This is a genomic window from Pseudoxanthomonas sp. OG2, from assembly GCF_014192765.1.
Classification (GTDB): domain Bacteria; phylum Pseudomonadota; class Gammaproteobacteria; order Xanthomonadales; family Xanthomonadaceae; genus Pseudoxanthomonas_A; species Pseudoxanthomonas_A beigongshangi.
Map to the genome: position 1 here is coordinate 460,781 of NZ_JACHYM010000002.1, position 17,661 is coordinate 478,441.

The 17,661-nt window shown below is 65.7% G+C and carries 13 protein-coding genes; 5 read left to right on the plus strand and 8 right to left on the minus strand.

Going from position 1 to position 17,661, the window contains the following annotated elements; translation table 11 throughout:
- Positions 1–4: 4 nt before the first annotated feature.
- The 3 genes from FHW78_RS15160 to apbC form a co-directional block, all read right to left on the minus strand.
- Positions 5–553 carry an RDD family protein gene (locus tag FHW78_RS15160; RefSeq protein WP_183642445.1) on the minus strand — a complete coding sequence of 183 codons (549 nt, stop codon included), beginning with the start codon at positions 551–553 and terminating at the stop codon, positions 5–7.
- 15 nt (positions 554–568) lie between these two features.
- A complete protein-coding gene (gene dcd / locus FHW78_RS15165; protein ID WP_141453330.1) occupies positions 569–1,135 on the minus strand; it encodes a dCTP deaminase in 567 nt (188 codons plus the stop codon).
- Between the two features lie 91 nt (positions 1,136–1,226).
- Entirely contained in the window at positions 1,227–2,075 is an 849-nt protein-coding gene (gene apbC, locus FHW78_RS15170; RefSeq protein ID WP_183642447.1) for an iron-sulfur cluster carrier protein ApbC, read from the minus strand.
- A 404-nt stretch (positions 2,076–2,479) separates the two neighbouring features.
- On the opposite strand from apbC, the gene FHW78_RS15175 reads away from it, so the two are divergent.
- The 5 genes from FHW78_RS15175 to rnfB all read left to right on the plus strand — a co-directional run bounded on the left by FHW78_RS15175 (position 2,480) and on the right by rnfB (position 11,687).
- Positions 2,480–5,278, plus strand: a complete 2,799-nt coding sequence (locus FHW78_RS15175) for a TonB-dependent receptor (RefSeq protein WP_183642450.1) — start codon at positions 2,480–2,482, stop codon at positions 5,276–5,278.
- Between the two features lie 235 nt (positions 5,279–5,513).
- A complete protein-coding gene (locus FHW78_RS15180) occupies positions 5,514–8,366 on the plus strand; it encodes a TonB-dependent receptor (RefSeq protein WP_183642451.1) in 2,853 nt (950 codons plus the stop codon).
- Positions 8,367–8,576: 210 nt separating this feature from the next.
- On the plus strand, positions 8,577–9,020 hold the full coding sequence (locus FHW78_RS15185) for a DUF2147 domain-containing protein (RefSeq protein WP_141453335.1): 444 nt from the start codon (positions 8,577–8,579) through the stop codon (positions 9,018–9,020).
- Positions 9,021–9,115: 95 nt separating this feature from the next.
- Positions 9,116–11,200, plus strand: a complete 2,085-nt coding sequence (gene metG / locus FHW78_RS15190) for a methionine--tRNA ligase (RefSeq protein WP_183642453.1) — start codon at positions 9,116–9,118, stop codon at positions 11,198–11,200.
- Between the two features lie 67 nt (positions 11,201–11,267).
- Positions 11,268–11,687, plus strand: a complete 420-nt coding sequence (gene rnfB / locus FHW78_RS15195; protein WP_183642455.1) for an Rnf electron transport complex subunit RnfB — start codon at positions 11,268–11,270, stop codon at positions 11,685–11,687.
- 60 nt (positions 11,688–11,747) lie between these two features.
- On the opposite strand, the gene FHW78_RS15200 is transcribed toward rnfB, so the two are convergent.
- The 5 genes from FHW78_RS15200 to tsaE form a co-directional block, all read right to left on the minus strand.
- The gene (locus tag FHW78_RS15200; protein WP_255443312.1) at positions 11,748–12,668 is read right to left on the minus strand and encodes a TraB/GumN family protein; all 921 of its coding nucleotides are present in this window, start codon (positions 12,666–12,668) and stop codon (positions 11,748–11,750) included.
- Positions 12,669–12,691: 23 nt separating this feature from the next.
- Positions 12,692–13,660 carry a DUF1684 domain-containing protein gene (locus FHW78_RS15205; RefSeq protein WP_183642461.1) on the minus strand — a complete coding sequence of 323 codons (969 nt, stop codon included), beginning with the start codon at positions 13,658–13,660 and terminating at the stop codon, positions 12,692–12,694.
- Positions 13,660–15,399, minus strand: coding sequence for a DNA mismatch repair endonuclease MutL (gene mutL, locus FHW78_RS15210; RefSeq protein ID WP_183642463.1), 1,740 nt, complete (start codon positions 15,397–15,399; stop codon positions 13,660–13,662). Before mutL ends, FHW78_RS15205 begins: the two co-directional genes overlap by 1 nt.
- 73 nt (positions 15,400–15,472) lie before the next feature.
- Entirely contained in the window at positions 15,473–17,020 is a 1,548-nt protein-coding gene (locus FHW78_RS15215; protein ID WP_255443313.1) for an N-acetylmuramoyl-L-alanine amidase, read from the minus strand.
- 132 nt (positions 17,021–17,152) lie between these two features.
- Entirely contained in the window at positions 17,153–17,644 is a 492-nt protein-coding gene (gene tsaE / locus FHW78_RS15220) for a tRNA (adenosine(37)-N6)-threonylcarbamoyltransferase complex ATPase subunit type 1 TsaE (protein WP_183642467.1), read from the minus strand.
- Positions 17,645–17,661: the final 17 nt, after the last annotated feature.

Sequence of the window (17,661 nt, forward strand, 5' to 3'; positions counted from 1 at the left end):
GTGTTCAGCGCGCGGCAACCACGCGTGTTCCGGCCAACAGATCGTGCAGGCAACGCCGGTCGCGGCGGAAAATGAAGAGGGGCTCTAGCGCGACAAGGAGTGTGCCAAATGGCACCAACGCCAACAGCCACCATGGCAGCTCACGCGCCAGCAGGATGCGTCGCAGGCCGGCGGGCTGGCCCGATGCATCGGTGATGCGCACACCCAGCATCAGCTTGCCGATGGTCTGCTGCCTCCTGGCCAGCAACCAGCCCTGCAACACCAGGAACGCCGCGAAACCAAGCAGGTAGTCGAGCGGGTGGCCGGCGGTGATGAAAGGCTCCAGCCAATACTCCAGCGTTGTCGTCGGGACACGCGCAGGCTGTTCCGCGCTCAATTGCCAGCCTGTCAGCGATTGCAGGCCATGACCCGCCCCGATCCACAACGCCGCCTGCAGCAATGTATCGATAATGCAAGCCACCAATCGTCGCCAACGCGCGGCCAGGACCACTTCGTGGCCCTTGTCATTCTCGACGAGTGCCGTGGCAGGTGGCGTATACGGATTGGCGTCCATGTACCTGCGCCACGCTCAGGTCCGCGGCAGCGTCACCCCGGTCTGGCCCTGGTACTTGCCGCCGCGATCCTTGTACGAGGTTTCGCAGACTTCGTCGGACTGGAAGAACAGCATCTGCGCCACGCCCTCGTTGGCGTAGATGCGCGCCGGCAGCGGCGTGGTGTTGCTGAACTCCAGGGTGACGTGCCCTTCCCACTCCGGTTCCAGCGGGGTCACGTTGACGATGATTCCGCAGCGCGCGTACGTGCTCTTGCCCAGGCACACCACCAGGGTGTCGCGCGGGATGCGGAAGTACTCGACCGTGCGGGCCAGCGCGAACGAATTCGGCGGGATGATGCAGACGTCGGATTCGATGTCGACGAAGCTGCCGGGATCGAAGTGCTTCGGATCGACGATCGTCGAGTTGATGTTGGTGAACACCTTGAACTCGCGCGAGCAGCGCACGTCGTAGCCGTAGCTGGAGGTGCCGTAGCTGACGATGCGCTCGCCGTTGACCTGCTTCACCTGTCCCGGCTCGTACGGCTCGATCATGCCGTGCTGCTCGGACATGCGGCGGATCCAACGGTCACTCTTGATGCTCATGCAGGGTTCCTGTTGCGGAGACGGGTGCGGACGGGGCCGCCATTGTAGGGCAGCCCGGCCCCTCGCCCGAGCGGGCCGGGACGAGGCCGGGTCAGACCAGCGAGGAAAGAATCGAAGGCTTGGCCCGTGGCCGGGATTCCAGTTGCGCCACCAGCGCTCGCGCCGCCTGCCGGTAGGCCTGCGCGGCGGCCGAATCCGGCGCGGCCACGACCACCGGCCGCCCGGCATCGCCCTGCTCCCGGATCGCGATGTCCAGCGGCAACGATCCCAGCAGCGGCACGCCGTACTGCGCCGCCATCCGCTGGCCGCCCCCCTCGCCGAACAGGTGCTCGACGTGTCCGCAACTGGAACAGGTATGCACCGCCATGTTCTCGACGATGCCCAGCACCGCGACCTCGACCTTTTCAAACATCTTCAGTGCCTTGCGCGCATCCAGGGTGGCAATGTCCTGCGGGGTGGTGACCACCACCGCGCCCGCCACCGGAATCTTCTGGGCCAGGGTCAACTGGATGTCGCCCGTACCCGGCGGCAGATCGATCAGCAGGTAGTCCAGATCACCCCACAGGGTGTCGGTGAACAACTGCATCAGCGCCGAAGTCGCCATCGGGCCGCGCCAGATCATCGGCGTGTCCTGATCCACGAGCAGGCCAATCGACATCGCCTCCACGCCGAACGCCCGCATCGGTTCGATCGACTTGTTGTCCGGGCTGTCGGGCCGCCCCGACAAACCGAGCATGGCCGGGATGCTGGGGCCGTAGACGTCGGCGTCCAGCAGCCCCACCCGGGCTCCGTCGGCATGAAGCGCCAACGCCAGGTTGACCGCGGTGGTGGACTTGCCCACCCCGCCCTTGCCGGAACCGACGGCGATGACGTTCTTGACGCGGGGGGAAGGGCTCAGGGTGCCCTGGACGGCATGGGGGACGACGGTTTGGGGGGTCATTGGGTTCTGCGTGGGAAGTCTTCGGCAGCGCGGTCAACCACGCTTCGTCGGAGCTGGCAGCCAAGGCCACCGGGATTGAGGATTTTAGTCCTTGCCCAGAAACCGCTGCATTCGCGGAGTCGGCTGGAAAGCACTTCCATGCGACGCCTAGAGGACTTTTGATCTTCTCATAAATTATTGATTTTTAATAAATTTGATTATTAAAGCTTGTTGCGTCGCCCTATTACATTTCATTTTTTTGTGACATAAGTCACAAATTGAGAAATATTCCCCTCCTAACGAGACTCAAATCACGCCTAGCGTTATTGTCATGTTAAGTTTCGTAACAAGGATTTCACATTTGACGTTGCAGGCCGACGGATTGGCCGGGGGGCGACGTCCATCGAACAAAGGGGATTCACCACATGTCAGTTCGCAATTCGCGCGCATTGAAGCGCAATCATCTGTGTGCCGCCCTCATCGCAGCGCTGGTGCTGCCTATTGCGGCGGTCGCCCAGGACGCAGCCACCGGGCAGCAGGCCGAAGCTCAGCAGGGACCGTCCACGCTCGACAAGGTCACGGTGACCGGTTCACGCATCAAGCGTGCGGAAATCGAAGGCCCGACGCCGGTGACCGTCATTACGGCGGATGACATCGAGAAGCAAGGATTCTCGACCATCTATGATGCGCTGAACACGCTGACCCAGTTCACCGGCTCAGTGCAGAACGAGCTCAACCAGAACGGCTTCACCCCCAACGCCAGCTTTCTGAACCTGCGTGGTCTGGGACCGGGTTATCAGCTGATCCTGGTGAACGGTCGTCGCGTGGCCGACTATCCGCTGCCCTACAACAGCCAGTCAAACGCGGTAAACCTTGCCAACATCCCGGCCGCTGCGATCGAGCGCATCGAAGTGCTCTCGGGCGGTGCCTCGGCCATTTACGGTTCCGACGCGGTTGCCGGCGTCGTCAACATCATCATGAAGTCCAACTACGAAGGCGATTTGCTCACCATCCGTGGGGGTACCACCAGCCGCGGTGGCGGTGACAGCGGACGCCTGCAATGGGTCGGGGGCAAGACGGGCGACGCATGGAGCATAACCTATGCCCTCGAATACCTGACCCGCGAAGAGATTTTTGCTTCCCAACGAAGCTTCATGGACTCCTATCGGGATGATCCGTCGGTTGATCCCGCCGATGCCGTGGCGACCATCGGCCTTCGTCTGCGTGACCGCCTGATCGGAACCGGACTCAACTCGTACATCTATCCAGATGGCGAAGATGCAGCCTCCACCTGTGCCCGCTTTAGCGAGTTCGAGCTCGAAGCACGCGGAACCTGCGGTTATTTCGGCTACCCCGCCACCCAGCAGATTCGCAATTCCGACGAGAACATGACGGGTTACCTGTACGGAACCTATGACTTCGACGGTGGCATGCAGGCATTCGCCCAGCTCAGTGTCGCCAGCGCTGATGCAAAGATTGCCTCCGCCACCCAGTTCTGGCAATCCGGACTGGTGTACGACGTGAACATGGACACGATCGTCGACTCGCAGCGTATCTTCACTCCCAGCGAACTGGGTGGCCTGGGTGCTCAGCAGACGCGCATCAAGGAACGCTCGTTCGATCTGAGCACGGGACTTCGTGGCACGATCTTCAATGGGCGGTTTGACTGGGAAGCTGTCATCTCACATTCGCGCTATGATTTGAAAGTCAGCCAGCCGCGCTTCCTTGAAAACAAGATCAACGAGTACTTCATGGGGCCCGCTACCGGTCAGCTGGATCCCTACTTCGGGGCCTATCCAGTGGTGTCGTTCAATATCGACCGATATTTCTCGCCGCTGGGAGCCGACGCGTACCGCTCGATGATCACCAAAGTAAAGACCGATGCGGAATCTGAAGTCACGCAGGGCTCCTTGATCTTGTCTGGCGACCTGTTCGAGCTCCCCGCAGGTGCGATGAGCTTCGCTGCAACACTTGAAGGCGCGAGACAGAAGTACGATCTGACCAACGATCCGCGTATCTCGCCTAATTACACCGGCCCGGAACCTATCTACAACCTCACCGGCACTGGTGGTGGTGGCGAGCGTGATCGCTATGCGCTAGGCATCGAGATTAGCATTCCGATCGTGGACACGTTCAAGGTGAACCTGGCGGGACGCTACGACAAGTACGATGACGTCACCAACGTTGATGGCGCCTTCACCTGGTCCGCAGGCCTGGAATACCGTCCCATCGATAGCCTGCTGCTGCGTGGCAACTACGCAACCAGCTTCCGCGCGCCCGACATGCACTACGTATTCGCAGAAGAGTCCGGCTTCTTCGTGTCGGTGCTGGATGAGTATCGCTGTCGTCGTGATGGACTTGACCCCAACCCGCCTGCAGGCTCGCCGAATCCGTGCGGTGGCAGCGCGTACACCTACAGCGTCTTCGGCACTCGCCAGGGCTCGCGTGATCTGCAAGAGGAAGAAGGCGAGTCGGCGACCGTTGGTTTCGTCTGGGACATCAGCGACAGCATGTCGATCAGCATGGATGCTTACCGCATCAAGCTGGAAGGCCAGGTCCAGGACATCAACCCCAGCTACCTGCTGCGCGAAGAAGCGGCCTGCCTCCTCGGCACCGATCGCGACGGCAATGCGGTCGACCCGAACTCGGCCGATTGCGCGTTCTTCACCGGACTGGTGACCCGCACGGGCGTTGACGAGATCAACGATGACGAAATCGATTCGTACTCTTCGTTCCCGTTCAACCAGTCGATGCTCCGGACCACGGGTATCGATGCGCGCTGGCGCTACCACTGGGATACCGACCGCTGGGGCGACTTCAACTTCGGCGTGGGCTGGACGCACGTCCTGAAGCTGGAAGACGAGCAGTTCCCCGGCAGCGGAATCCGCAACCTGCGCGATCACAAGCAATTCTTCAATTTCCGCAGTCGCGCGAACTGGGAAGTCAACTGGGAGCGCAACGATTGGGCGGCAAACCTGAACGGCTACCGTTGGGGCTCGCTGCCGAACTGGGCCGAAACGGGTCGTATCGCGCCGTACATCATCTGGAACGCCACCGTGCAGAAGAAGATCACGGAAAAAGCGACGGTTGGTATTGCGGTGAACAACCTTTTCGACAAGTTGGCTCCGCGTGACGATACCTTCAACACCTATCCGTTCTTCTGGCGAGCTTTCAGCCCGATCGGACGCGAGGTCTTCGTCAATTTCAGCTACAAGTTCAACTGATCGGATCGAAGCACTGCAATACCGAAAGCCCGGCGCAAGCCGGGCTTTCTTTTTGGCGACTGCTTAACCAAGCCTGTCCACTCGCCTTCACAAAACGTAACAAACGTTACAGTGGCAGTTAAATGCGTGTTAAGTTCGCCGCCCCCCAGGAATGTCGGGGAACTCTGTGGTCTGGCTGAGGGAACAGCGCGAAGGGCCGCACCTTTTGCAATCCGTTCCAAGGAATAACAAGCAAATGCCAGTTCGCAACATCAAGCGGAGCCGCCTGACCGCGGCGATGGTCGCCGTCCTGTTGGCCCCGACCGCCGCTTTCGCTCAAGACGCCTCCCCCGCTCCCACCGGCGACACCACCAACCTCGACAAGGTCACGGTCACCGGTTCGCTCATCCCCCAGACCCAGCTGGAAAACTTCACCCCGGTCACCACGATTTCCGCCGAGGACATCAAGACCCGTGGTTTCACCAGCATCGCCGATGCCCTGCAGCAGTCCGCGTTCTCCACCGGCGGCATCCAGGGCGGCCAGACCTCCGCCGCGTTCACCCAGGGCGCCGAGACGGTCAGCATGTTCGGCCTGGATCCGGGCTACACCAAGTACCTGATCGACGGCCGCCCGATGGCCAACTATCCGGCGCTGTACAACGGTAGCGATACCTTCAACAACATCAGCGGCATTCCGATCGATCTGGTCGAGCGCATCGAGATCCTGCCGGGCGGCCAGTCCTCCCTGTACGGTTCGGACGCGATCGCCGGCGTCATCAACATCATCCTGAAGAAGAACATGGACGGCGGCGCGCTCAGCGTGCGCGGCGGCGCCTATGGCGACGGCGGCGGCGACAGCTTCCGCTTCAGCCTGGCCAAGGGCTTCACCGGCTACGACGGCCGCCTGAACGTGCTGGCCGGCATCCAGGCCGAGACCAAGGATCCGATCTGGGGCTACCAGCGCGATCTGACCAAGCAGTACAACGTCAACGGCTACACCGCGCCGCTGGCCAGCCGCGACTACCTGGTCGCCGGCTACCGCGACTACGCGGCCAGCGGCGGCATCCGCCCGGCCAATAACGGCTACCTGTTCCTGGATCCGAACAACTGCGCCAACGTCAGCGGCCAGTTCGGCGGCACCGAAGGGCTGCAGAACCGTCCGGGCTTCGGCCAGTACTGCGGTTCGTTCAGCACGCCGGGCTACCGCACCATCACCAACGGCAAGGAATCCGCGCAGGCCTACGGCCACGCGACCTTCGACGTCAGCGACAGCCTGCAGTTGTACGGCGACGTGCTGTACAGCCATGAAGAAGTGAAGTACGCCACCGGTTCGGCCTACACCTGGTGGAGCACCAGCGCCAAGTACGGCTACTTCTACGATCCGGACCTCGATGCGCTGGTCAACCTGCAGCGTGCGTTCTCGCCCGAGGACATCGGCGGCGAAGGCTACCGCGACATCATGAACACCGATCGCAGCAGTTCCTACTCGGTGACCTTCGGCGCCAACGGCGTGCTGGGCAACTGGGACTGGGATCTGGGCCTGACCCGCACCGAGTACCGCCTGAAGCAGCGCCGCTTCGCCCGCTGGGCGGATCCGATCAACGACTACTTCGAGCAGAACGTGCTGGGCCCGCAGCTGGGCCTGGATCCGGTGCAGGGCCTGTATCCGGTGTTCCGTCCGGACTACGCGGCGTTCTATACCCCGATGTCGCCGGCCGACTTCGCCAGCTTCACCGGTTTCGCGACCTCGCGCAGCAAGACCTGGGACAACATGCTGCGCGCGCAGGTGACCAACAGCGCGCTGTTCTCGCTGCCGGGCGGCGACGCCGGCCTGGCCGTGGTGGTCGAAGGCGGCAACCAGGGTTGGGACTACACGCCCGACGCACGCCTGATCGCGGATCCGGAAACGCTGGAATCGCAGGTGTGGGGTACCACCGCCGTGAGCGGCGCCGGTCACCGCACCCGCTACGCGGTCACCAGCGAACTGCGCCTGCCGGTGCTGGAACCGCTGACCGTGACCCTGTCCGGCCGCTATGACGCGTTCGACGCCTACGGCGAAACCGTCGACAAGCCGACCTACAGCATCGGCCTGGAGTACCGTCCGATCGAAAGCCTGCTGCTGCGCGGCAAGTACGGCACCGCATTCCGCGCGCCGACCCTGTCCGACACATTCCAGGGTGTCAGCGGCTACTACGACCAGGTGACCGACTACTATCGCTGCGCCCAGGAAGGCTACCTGCCGGGCAACACCGCCGACTGCGCCTATGACGACTCGCAGTTCTTCGGCCAGCAGGCGGGCAATCCGAAGCTGGAGCCGATCACCGCGGACGTGTGGAGCGCCGGCGTGGTCTGGGCGCCGAGCAGCAACCTGTCGATGTCGGTGGACTACTTCGCGTGGGACATCGAGAACGAAGTCGACCTGCAGAGCACCGACCAGCTGTCGCTGATGGAGTACTACTGCCGCACCGGCCAGATGGACACCGGTTCGCAGGGTTGCCAGAACGCGCTGGCCTGGATCACGCGTGACGGCACCGGCGCGATCGAGACCGTGTTCACCCCGAAGGTCAACGTCGCCAAGCAGAAGCTGCGCGCGGTCAACGCCAGCGTCAACTACCTGCTGGACATCGGCCGCTTCGGCGCGCTGAAGTTCGCCGGCAACTACACCAACACGCTGAAGCACACGGTCACCCCGCTGCCGGGCGATCCCGCGATCGACCTGCTGCGCGACCCGTACTCGATGTGGGTGTATGACGCGTACGCCAAGACCCGCGCCGACCTGTCGGTGGCCTGGAACAAGGACAAGTGGACCACCACGGTCTATGCGAACCGCATCGGCAAGACGCCGAACTGGGTCGCGTACAACACCCGTGGCTTCACCGATCCGCGCGCCGGCTGGTGGGCGCCGTACATCACGTACAACATGAGCGTGAACTACGCGCCGATGGACAACCTGGAATTCTCGTTCATGGTCAACAACGTCCTGGACAAGACCCCGGAAGACCAGGCCCGCAGCTACCCCGGCAACGAGGCCACGCCGTACAACAACTACCTGTACAACGTGTACGGCCGTTCGTTCTTCGTGGAAGCGCGCTACAAGTTCGGGAAGTAACCGCCGGACACCCAGCAGTACCAAAAGCCCCGCCGCAAGGCGGGGCTTTTCTTTTTCGTGCCCGGCAGGCTTTCCGGGCCAGGCGTCGGGGCGACCGGCCGCGGCCTGAACCGCCCGGCCCCGCCGCTTCCATACGCCAGCGGATGCGGTATAAAGGAGGCCATTCCGGCGGGTTCCGCCGGTTCGTCCAAGACTCCCTGGGAGGGGAACATGCGCAAGATCCTGACCGCCACCCTGCTGGCCCTGCCGCTGCTGGCGGCATCCCTGGCCGCTTCCGCCGCCGACGGCGCGGTGGGCCGCTGGAAGACCATCGACGACAAGACCGGCAAGGTGAAGTCGATCGTGGAGATCTACACCACCACCAATGGCTCGCTGGCCGGCAAGGTGGTCGACGTGCTGCACTCGGATCGCGGCCCCAACCCGACCTGCGACAAGTGCACCGGCGATCGCAAGGACAAGCCGGTCAAGGGCATGGTGATCCTGTGGGGCCTGAAGGCCGACGGCGCCAACGAATGGAGCGGCGGCACCATCCTGGATCCGGCCAACGGCAAGACCTACAAGTCGAAGATGGAACTGCAGGCCGGCGGCCAGAAACTGGACGTCTCCGGCTGCATCGCATTCATCTGCCGCGCGCAGACCTGGCAGCGCGAGTAAGCGCCGTCACATCCAGCGTTGCCGACAGCCCGGCCCCGCCGGGCTGTCTTTTTTGGGCCATGCGATAATGACCGACTCCCCGCAAGCCGTCCGCCATGAGCCGCACCGCCCTCGTCACCACCGCCCTGCCCTACGCCAACGGTCCGCTGCACCTGGGCCACCTGGTGGGCTACATCCAGGCCGACATCTGGGTCCGTGCCCGCCGCCTGGCCGGGAACACCACTCATTTCGTCTGCGCCGACGACACCCACGGCACCCCGATCATGCTGGCGGCGGAGAAGGCGGGCACGACGCCGGAAGCTTTCGTGGCGGACGTACAGGCCGGCCACGAGCGTGATTTCGCCGCCTTCGGCGTGGCGTTCGATCACTACGATTCCACCAACTCGGCGATCAACCGCGAGCTGACCGAAGCGTTCTACGCCAGGCTGGATGCCGGCGGCCATATCGCGCGCCGCAATGTCGCCCAGTTCTACGATCCGGCCAAGGGCATGTTCCTGCCGGATCGCTACATCAAGGGCATCTGCCCCAACTGCGGTTCGCCGGATCAGTACGGCGACAACTGCGAGGTCTGTGGTGCGACCTATGCGCCGACCGATCTGAAGGAACCGAAGTCGGTGCTGTCGGGCGCGACGCCGGAAATCCGCGACTCCGAACATTTCTTCTTCGAGGTCGGTCGTTTCGAAGGCTTCCTGCGCGAATGGCTGGCGGGAGACGTGGCGCTGCCGGGCGTGAAGGCCAAGCTGATGGAGTGGCTGGACGCCGAGGGCGGCCTGCGCGCCTGGGACATTTCCCGCGATGCGCCCTACTTCGGCTTCGGCATTCCGGGTGCGCCGGGCAAGTATTTCTATGTCTGGCTGGACGCGCCGATCGGCTACCTGAGCAGCTTCAGGGTGTTGTGCGAAAAGAAGGGCCTGGATTTCGACGCGCATCTGCGCGCCGGGACCGAGGTGGAACTCCATCACTTCATCGGCAAGGACATCGTCAATTTCCATGGCCTGTTCTGGCCGGCGGTGCTGCACGGCACCGGCCATCGCGCGCCGACCCGCCTGCACGTCAACGGCTACCTGACGGTGGACGGCGCCAAGATGTCCAAGTCGCGCGGCACCTTCGTGAAGGCACGGACCTACCTGGATGTCGGTCTGGAAGCCGAAGCCTTGCGCTACTACTACGCCGCAAAATCCTCCGGCGGCGTGGACGATCTGGATCTGAACCTGGGCGACTTCACCGCGCGGGTGAACGCCGATCTGGTCGGCAAGTTCGTCAACCTGGCCAGTCGCTGCGCCGGTTTCATCGACAAGCGCTTCGGCGGCCGCCTCGCCGACGCACTGCCGGATCCCGCGATGTACGACCGCTTCGTCGCCGCGCTGGCGCCCGTGCGCGAGGCGTACGAGCGCAACGATCCGGCCGCCGCGATCCGCGCCACCATGGCGCTGGCCGACGAAGCCAACCGCTACATCGACGACCGGAAGCCGTGGGTGATCGCCAAGCAGGAAGGCGCCGACGCCGAGTTGCAGGCGGTCTGCACCCAGGGCCTGAACCTGTTCCGCGTGCTGGCCGCCGCGCTCAAGCCGGTGCTGCCGCGCACCGCGGAGCAGGCCGAGGCCTTCCTCGCCGCGCCCGTCACCGCCTGGCCGGATCTGGATGCGCCGCTCACCGGCCGGAACATCCAGCCGTACGCCGCACTGTTTACCCGCATTGACCCGAAGTTGATCGACGCCATGACCGAAGCCTCCAAGGAAACCCTCGCTCCCGCCACCGCCACCGCCACCGCCACCACCGCCACGCCGGCGCCGGCCAAGGCCGCCCCGGCCGCGCCCGCCAAGCCGGAGACGGCCGGCGACGCGACCAGCCATATCGGCATCGACGACTTCGCCAAGCTCGATCTGCGCATCGGCAAGGTGCTGGCCTGCGAGTTCGTAGACGGTTCGGACAAGCTGCTGCGCTTCGAACTGGACGCGGGCGATCTGGGCAAGCGCCAGATCTTCTCGGGCATCCGCGCCAGCTACGGCGAGCCGGAGAAGCTGGTTGGCCGCAACGTGGTGTTCATCGCCAACCTGGCACCGCGCAAGATGCGTTTCGGCCTCAGCGAGGGAATGATCCTGTCGGCCGGTTTCGACGGCGGCGCATTGGCCCTGCTGGACGCCGACGACGGCGCGCAGCCGGGCATGCCGGTCCGCTGATTGGTCCCCGCGATCGGACGTCCGCGACAGAGATCGGCCACGCGTCCATGTCTCGCGCCGCCCTCGCATGAACCACGCCACGCCCGCATTGGTCGAACGCCTGGACAGGCTGCTGCCGCAGACCCAGTGCGGCCAGTGCGGTTTCGACGGCTGCCGGCCCTATGCCGAGGCGATGGCGCGCGGCGAGGCGGACGTGGATCGCTGTCCGCCCGGCGGCGACGCCGGCGCGCATGCGCTGGCGCGGCTGCTCGACCGTCCCGCGCTTCCCTATGACCGCGCGCGTGGCGAACACAAGCCGCCGGCGGTCGCGGTAGTCGTCGAAGCCGACTGCATCGGCTGCACCAAGTGCATCCAGGCCTGCCCGGTCGACGCCATCATCGGCGGCGCCAAGCACATGCACGTGGTCATCGATCCGCTGTGCACCGGCTGCGAACTCTGCGTGCCGGCCTGCCCGGTCGATTGCATCGTGATGACGCCGGCTCCATAGCCGGCGTTTTCATCGTGCGCAGATATCCGCACGTATCCAGATTACTTCTACCGGTTACTTCTACGGCGCCTTGCACGCCGAGCAGATGCGCTCGACCTGGTAGCCGCGCGCGCGCAGCTTCTCGACCACGCCGTCGCTGCCCAGCAGATGCAGCGCTCCCACGATCACCAGCGTGTCGTCGCTGGCGGACTCGGTCAACCGCTTTTCGATCTTCGGCACCCAGTTGTCATTGCGATCGACGTTGATGCGCTGGTACAGGCGCGGGTACTCGCGCTTCATCTCGGCGGCCATTTCCTCCCACAGCATCGCGGCATCACCACGCCGCCAGGCCGCATGCAGTTTCTCGGTCTGGCCGGGCCCCTTCTCCACCTGGTCCAGGACTTCCTTGAGGAATTGCCGCTGCTCCACCGCGTCCATGCCATCCAGCAGGGTGATCTGATCCAGGGCCTGCTCCAGGCCGCTGGCCGGCTTGCCGGCGGATTTGGCCTGTTCCATGAAGTGCGCGTCCAGGCCGATCTTGGGATCCAGCCCCTGCCGCATCATCTCGGTCACGCTGATGGTCAAGCCGACGAACCAGGGCTTGAATGCGGCGAGATTGGCCACCGGCATCCCGTTCTTGGCGGCATAGGCCTCCAGCTTCGTCCAGGTGGCCTCGTCCAGATCATCGCGCAGGCTCTTGCCGTCGCTGCGCAGCGCAGCCTGCATCATCCGGGTCGACAGCGCCGGTCCCATTTCGTCCGGGGACAGTTCGAACATCACCGACTCGGCGTCCGCGAAAGCGCCGTCCACGTCCCGCGCCAGCGGATAGTCCGCGGGTTTCAGCATGTGGAAAGAACCGAGCAGATAGACGGCGTTGTCGCTGTCGGAAACCTTCCACAGCAGCGGTACCGGCGCTTCGCCCTGCGATTTTGACGCATCGGCGAATGCCGGGGATGCAACCGCGGCGAGCACGGCCAGGCCAACGGCGCGCAGTCGGCGCATCTTCTTTCCGCGAGGTGTCTGATTCATTGCGTGGCCTTCTGTGAGGGGGGCGCCGTCGCCGCGGGCGCCGGCTTGTAGGTCTGTTCGCCGGCGCTGATCGCCAGATCCAGGCGGTTTTCCGGCGGTGGCAGCGGACAGGTCGCGAACGGCGTGAATGCGCAGGGCGGGTTGTAGGCCTGGTTGAAATCCAGCCAGACCTTGCCGTCGACGACCGGCGGCGCGTCCAGGAAGCGGCCGGCCGGATAGCTGCCATGGCCGCTGGTGCGATCAGCCAGCACGAAGAACAGTTCCCCGCCGGGATCGCCCAGCGCTTCGAGCCGATAACGGTGCCCGTCGCGTTCGAACTCCACCGCACCGGGGTTCGGCGACGGCGTGGTGGTGCCGGTGATGTCGACGATCGGGATCGTCTTGCCCGGCGGATGCGGCACGAAGCGGGCCTGGATTTTCCAGTCCGCGGCCGCCGGCCAGTACTTCAGGCCCGCGAACCGCACCCGACTTTCGGCGTCGGCGTGCTTCACCCGCAGCGCGTGGCGGCCACCGCGTTCGATCACCGTCAACCATCCTTTGCCGTCGTCGAAGCCGATGACACCGGGCGACTCGTCGTGATCGCTCGGTATCTCCACCTTGCTCCGGACAGGCCGGCCGTTGAAGGTCACCGCCACGCCCGGCTCGGGAGTGAAATGGATGCGCCCTTTCTCGTCGGACAGCATGCCCAGCCTGGCCGGTCCGACCGCCAGGCGAATGCCGCTGTCCGGCCCGCTGCCGATGTAGTGCGCCTTCAACTGGATCCAGTGCAGCCCGACCAGGCTGGTCCAGCCATCCGGCTTCAGCAATTCCTCGCGCCGCTGCGCGCGCCACTGATCCTCGGCCGCCAGGAACGCCGGATCCTGCGCCTTGCGTGCGGCATTGCTCCCGTCATCCGCCGCGTCGCGCTGGCACGAGGCCAGCAACAGCAGTCCAGCCACGCAGGCAAATCGTCGCCAAGTCCCCATCACGTCCCCCGGCTGAATCCCTGTTCGATTTCAGCAAGCCCGAATCGCCGCCACAGTACACCCGTATCGCCATGGCTCGCTTCGATGCGTTCGACCTCGCGCAGCAGGGCGTTCATTTCCGCCAGCGTCATGCCGCGCGGCGCGGGCACGCCGTGGCCGGCCATCACCGCGAGCAAGCGCTCCACGCGCGCGTCTTCCGGTTCCCGTGCATCATCGCCGCCAACAGCTGCCAGCACATCGCGCAGCAGCGCTTCCGGGTCGGCGTCCACCAGCAGCGCCGGAACCGCGCGCAGGCGCAGGCGTGTTTCGCCCGCCGGTTCGACGATCAGGCCCAGCGACGCCAGCCATGCCGCATTCCGCGCGCAAAGTCGCGCCGCTTCCGGATCGACTTCCAGTTCCAGCGGCAACAGCAACGGCTGTGCGTGCAATCCGATGCCCGCGCGCGCCGCGTGCAGGCGTGCCAGCATCAACCGGCGGTGGGTGGCCGGCAGATCGAGCAGGACCATGCCCTGCGTGTCCTGGGCCAGCAGATAACGACCGTGCAGCACCGCGACCGCGAATCCCAGCGGCGGCACCTCGCCGTCCAGCATTGGTGAAAGCGGTGGCATCGAGGGCTGCGACGGCAACGCGCCATGTTCGCCATACAGGGCTTCATAGAAGGCACGCGCCTCGCGCACCTGCGCCACCGCCGGCAAGGCGTGCGTGCCATCGGCGCCCTGCGGCATCGCCAGCGCGCGCGCCATCGTCGCGCGGGTTTCCGCCAGCGCTTCGCGCAGCGTCCCCAGGACGAAATCGTAGATCAGCCGCGCGTCGCGGAAACGCACCTCGTGCTTGGCCGGATGCACGTTGACGTCGACGCGGGTCGGTTCCAGTTCCAGGAACAGCACGTACGCCGGCTGGCGGCCATGGAACAGCACGTCCTTGTAGGCGCTCTTGGCCGCATGGCCGATGTTGCGATCGCGCACCGCGCGACCGTTGACGTACAGGTACTGCTGATCGCCGGTCGCGCGCGAATATTGCGGTTGCGCGATCCAGCCGTGCAGGCGCAGGCCGGCGGCGGCGTGCTCGATGCGCAGCGCCTGCTCCACGAAGGTGTCGCCGAGGGTCTCGCGCACCCGCGCCAGCGGATCCATGCCATCCGGCCGGTAGCGGCGCGCGGGCTTGCCGTCCACGCCGACCCGCAGTTCGATTTCCGGCCGGGCCAGCGCGAGCGAACGCAGCCACTCCTCGATATGTCCCAGTTCGGTGCGCCCGGCGCGCAGGAACTTGCGCCGCGCCGGCACGTTGTAGAACAGGTCCCGCACCTCCACGGTCGTGCCGGGCGGATGCGGCGCCGGCGCCACTTCACCCAGTTGGCCGCCATCCACGCGCAACGCCGCGCCATGCGCGTCATCGAGGCGCCGCGATGTCAACAGGAAACGGCTCACCGACGCGATCGAAGGCAATGCCTCGCCGCGGAAACCCAGGGTGGCGACGGCTTCCAGATCATCCAGCGACGCAATCTTGCTGGTCGCGTGGCGCGAGATCGCCAGCGGCAGTTCCGCGGCCGGAATCCCGCCGCCATCGTCGCGAATCCGGATCAGGCGGATGCCGCCCTCCTCCAGATCGATGTCGACGCGGCGCGCGCCCGCATCCAGCGCGTTCTCCACCAGTTCCTTGACCACCGACGCCGGGCGCTCCACCACCTCGCCCGCGGCGATCTGGTTGATGAGGGTGTCGGGCAGTTGGCGGATCGGCACGTCGGGGCGGCATGTTCGCCGTCGCGGGAAGTCAGTGCGGATGATAGCCGAGCGCTGGCCCGACGCGGTGCGCTCAGGGCGCGCCGGCGGCTCCGCCCGCGGCGGCGCTGCGCGCCTCGGCTTCGGCCTGCGCGCGCGCGGCGAACAGCGTGCCCGGCGGCGGCTGGCGGGTGAAATAGGTATTGACGCCATCCAGCACGGCGGCGGCGACCTTGCGCTGGTAGGCCGGATCCTTCAGCCGCTTCTCTTCGTCCGGATTGGAGATGAAGGCGGTTTCCACCAGCATCGACGGCATGTCCGAGGTGCGCAGCACCGCGAAGTTGGCGCGTTCGATGTTCGGCTTGTGGTTGTTGCCGACCCGTTTCAGGCCGTCGAGCACGTGGTTGGCGGCGTCTTCCGAGGCGCGCATGTGACCGCTCTGGGCCAGATCCAGCAGCACCGAACCCAACGTGTTGTCGACCTTCTGCAGGGCCACGCCGCCGATCAGGTCGGAGGCGTTTTCCTTGTCCGCCAGCCAGCGCGCGCGTTGCGAGGACGCGCCTTTCAGCGACAGCACGTACACGGAGGAACCCCGCGCCGAGCGGTTTTCCGCCGCGTCCGCGTGGATCGACACGAACATGTCGGCGCCCGCCGCACGGGCCTTGCGGGCGCGCATGTTGAGCGGGATGAAGACATCGCTGTCGCGGGTCATGTACGCCTTCATGCCCGGCGTGGCGTTGATCTGGCGCGCCAGTTCGCGGCCGATCGCCAGCACGACGTTCTTCTCGTAGGTGCCGCCCATGCCGACGGCGCCCGAATCCTGGCCGCCGTGGCCGGGATCGATGGCCACGATCAGTGGACGCATGCCGGCGCGCATGCCGACCCGCGGCGCCGGTTCCTGCGGCACGGACACGACCGTGGAAGCCACCTCTCCCGGTGCCGGCGTGGCCGGCTTGCCGGTGGCGATGGTGTACGGAACGCCACCTGGCGTCACACCGGCGGCGTTCGGCTGGGCCGGCGCGACCTGCGTGGTCGCCTGCCCATTGAGGATGGCCTGCGGCGATGGCGACGACGTCGGTTGCGACGGCGCGTTCTGTTCGGCCGGACGCGTCGCCGGCGTGGTGGCCGGTGCGTTGGCCTGCTGCGCGACCTGAGCCGCCAGGGCGGCGGTGGCCTGGCCGGCCGAAGGCGTCGATGCAGCCGGTGGCGGCGCGGTCGTTGCCGGGGTCGTCGCGTTGTTCGATGCGGATGCAGGCGTGGTCGCGGCCGGCGCCTTGGCGACGGCGGGACCATCGCCGGGCCACTCGATGACCAGGCGCGCGCCGCCCTCCGCGGCCTCCACGCGTGGCTTGAGCGCGGTGACGGGGCCGGCCAGATCGAACACGACCCGCAGCGTGCCGGGATTGGGTTGGCCGGTGCGCACCGCCGTGACGATGCCCTGTCCGGCCGGCAGTTTCAGGCCACGCGTGGCGCTGGAAGCCGGCAGGTCGACCACCAGGCGCTCCGGCCCATGCAGCGCCAGGGTCTTGAACTCGCCCTTGCCCTGCAGGTGGATTTCAGCCCGGGTGCCGGTCGCGCCGTTGCTCAGCTGGACCGCGCTGACCTCGCCGGCGGAGGCCGTTCCAGCGCACGCCGAAGCCATCACCAACCCGAGGGCGGCGATGCGGAGGCGTCGAAATGGAGGTTTCCCCAGGGACATGCGGCGGATTCAAGCACCAACCGTCCAGGAATGCAAGAAGTTTTCCCTTAATAATCCGTGACCTGCCGGATCTTCCTACACCGTCGGGACAGGTGATCGAGGCAACTGGCCACTTTTTTCCAGGCGCGCCAGCCACGCCTGCCCGGTTTCGCCCGCGGCTTCCAGGCTGACCGCACGACCGTCGCCCTCGACCGCCAGCCGCACCCGCAGGTCGCAGGCCGGCAAGCCGGCGCCGCCGCGCTCGGGCCATTCCACCAGCCAGAGCGTGGCGCTGCCCTCGTCCAGGCCCAGGAAATCCAGTTCCCCGGCGTCGCCGATGCGGTACAGATCCAGGTGCCAGGCTTCGCCGTCGGCGATCGGGTAGCGCTCGACCAGGGTATAGGTCGGGCTGCGGATCGCGCCCTGCACGCCCAAGGCCCGCAGCAATGCGCGCGCCAGGGTGGATTTGCCCGCGCCCAGATCGCCTTGCAGGTGGACCACGGCGCTGGCCGGCCGGGTGGCCGCGAGCGCGCGCCCGAGTGCGTCGGTCGCTTCGCTGTCGGAAAGGAACAGGGACAAGGATTCCATGCCGCGATTCTAGCCTT